The organism is Methylobacterium sp. WL116, assembly GCF_008039455.1.
Classification (GTDB): Bacteria; Pseudomonadota; Alphaproteobacteria; order Rhizobiales; family Beijerinckiaceae; genus Methylobacterium.
In genome coordinates this window covers 1-2,082 of record NZ_VRUV01000674.1, presented here as the reverse complement: position 1 = coordinate 2,082, position 2,082 = coordinate 1, and the positions used below count along the sequence as shown (strand labels likewise).

Sequence of the window (2,082 nt, the reverse complement as noted above, 5' to 3'; positions counted from 1 at the left end):
GCCGTGCCGAGGTCGATGGCGAGCGCCAGCACCATCGCGGCCGTGCCGAGCGCGAACAGCAGCGTGTAGTTGCCCGCCGTGTGCGCAAAGACGAAGGACAGCCCGTAGGCGGCGCCGGCCTGGAACAGCGCGAACGCCACGGTGGCGACGCTCCAAGCCGCCTTCTGCCGCTCCGGCTCCCCGGGCAGGAGCTCGCCGATGCGGCCGAGCATGAGCGGCACGGTTCCGGTGACGAAGGCGCCGACCGCGACGCTCGACAGGATCAGCCACGACGGGCCGAGGCCGAGGGCCGGAATCGCGATCGCGCCGGCCTCGACCAGGAAGGCGAGCCGGAGCGCGGGACCGAAGCCGGTCCGGTCGGCGAGGTGCCCGACGAGGATCGGGCCGACCGTCGCGCCGAGCCCGAACAGCACCCAATAGTGCGATCCGGCCTGGATGCCCTGCCCGAGGCCGCGCGCGACGAGGTGGTGACCGGACCGATGCGGAGGGCGAGCGGACGGCGGCTCAGCGCCGGCCCGAGCGCCACGAACTCGCCCCGCGCCAGGTCGCGGAAACGCTCCGCGCCGCGCCGGTCGAGGCCGAGCAGGTCGGCGGCCCGCGCCATGTCGATGTCGAGGAAGGTGCGCCCCATCAGGAAGTTGGTGGCCTCGGCCGCGACGTTCTTGGCGAGCTTGGCCAGCCGCTGCGTCGCGATAATGCCGGCCAAGCCCCGCTTGCGCCCGCGGCACATCAGGTTGGTCATCGCACCGAGCGCGATCTTGCGGGCCTCGTCGGAGACGTCGCCGGCGGCGGCCGGCGCGAAGATCTGCGCCTCGTCGACCACGACGAGGCAGGGATACCAATGCGCCCGCTCGGCCTCGAACAGCCCGCCGAGGAAGGCGGCGGCGGCGCGCATCTGCGCCTCCATGTCGAGGCTCTCGAGGTCGAGCACCACCGAGACGCGGTGCCCGCGCACCCGCGCGGCGATCGCCTGCAGGTCGCCCTCCCCGTGGCTTCCGTCCACCACGAGGTGGCCGTGCGCCTCGGCAAGGGTGACGAAGTCGCCCTCGGGGTCGATCACCACCTGCTGCACGTGGCCGGCGCTCTGCTCCAGCAGGCGGCGCAGCAGGTGCGACTTGCCCGAGCCGGAATTGCCCTGGACGAGCAGGCGCGTCGCGAGCAGCTCCTCCAGGTCGAGGCGGGCCGGCTGGCCGATGCCCTGCCCGTCGAGCCCGAGCCCCATCTCGATGCCGAACGCCATCGTCGCTCCGGTTGCACGCCGCGGGAAATCCCGAGCCTCCCGTTAACACGCGAGCACCCTTCGCGATGCGTCCGGCGCGCCGCGCGTCCACAGGCGCGGGGTCGCGGTGGACGAAGGGCTCAGAGCGGCTTGCGGTAGACCACGAAGCCCGAGCGGTCGCCGACCTGATCGTAGAGCCGCATCGCCGTCGCGTTGGTCTCGTGCGTCTGCCAGTAGACCCGGGGCGATCCGGCGCGGCGCGCCGCAACGTAGACGGCCTCGATCAGCGCGCGGCCGACGCCCCGCCCGCGGGCGTCGGCCGTCGTGAACAGATCCTGCAGGTAGCAGAACGGCGCGGTGGCCGTGGTGGTGCGGTGGTAGAGGTAGTGCGTCAGGCCGATCAGCCGGCCGTCGCGTTCGGCCACGAGCGCGTGCATCGGCTCGTAGGCGTCGAAGAACCGCTCCCAGTTCGCCTGCGTCACCGCGGGCGGGATCGCCGCCGGGCCGACGCGCTCGTAGAACAGGTTGTAGCCCTCCCAGAGCGGGAGCCACTGCGCGTGGTCGGCGCGGGCGACGGGGCGGATGACGACGTCCTGGGGCATCGTCGCGATCCTGCACCCGCCCGCATCGCCGCTCAAGCCGTGCGGCCCGCGCGCGATCGTGGCATGCTGCCATCCATGCGGAACGCCATCACCGACATCGCCGGCATCCGGGTCGGCCACGCCGCGGACGCACGGGTCGCCAGCGGCGTCACCGCGCTGGTGTTCGACCGGCCGGTCACGGCGGCGGTGGACGTCCGCGGCGGCGGGCCGGGCACCCGCGAGACCGATTTGCTCGACCCCGAGCGCACCGTCGAGGGCATC

Annotated in this window: 3 protein-coding genes and 1 pseudogene; 1 reads left to right on the top strand and 3 read right to left on the bottom strand. The window is 73.3% G+C overall.

Annotated elements, in window-relative coordinates; translation table 11 throughout:
- The 3 genes and pseudogenes from FV223_RS26095 to FV223_RS26085 form a co-directional block, all read right to left on the bottom strand.
- On the bottom strand, positions 1–413 hold a 413-nt coding region (locus tag FV223_RS26095), incomplete at its 3' end, for a YbfB/YjiJ family MFS transporter (RefSeq protein WP_348644830.1).
- Between the two features lie 26 nt (positions 414–439).
- Positions 440–1,240, bottom strand: a pseudogene (locus FV223_RS26090) (ATP-binding protein); the annotation flags it as partial.
- 119 nt (positions 1,241–1,359) lie between these two features.
- Positions 1,360–1,821 (bottom strand): GNAT family N-acetyltransferase, encoded by a 462-nt coding sequence (locus FV223_RS26085; RefSeq protein ID WP_147729652.1) that lies wholly within the window; start codon positions 1,819–1,821, stop codon positions 1,360–1,362.
- A 75-nt stretch (positions 1,822–1,896) separates the two neighbouring features.
- On the opposite strand from FV223_RS26085, the gene FV223_RS26080 reads away from it, so the two are divergent.
- Positions 1,897–2,082: P1 family peptidase (locus FV223_RS26080; RefSeq protein WP_187276255.1), on the top strand; the 186-nt coding region annotated here is incomplete at its 3' end.

Bases quoted from the DNA above. Each gene is read 5' to 3' on its own strand.
- FV223_RS26085 (WP_147729652.1), bottom strand. From the start codon at position 1,821: ATGCCCCAGGACGTCGTCATCCGCCCCGTCGCCCGCGCCGACCACGCG.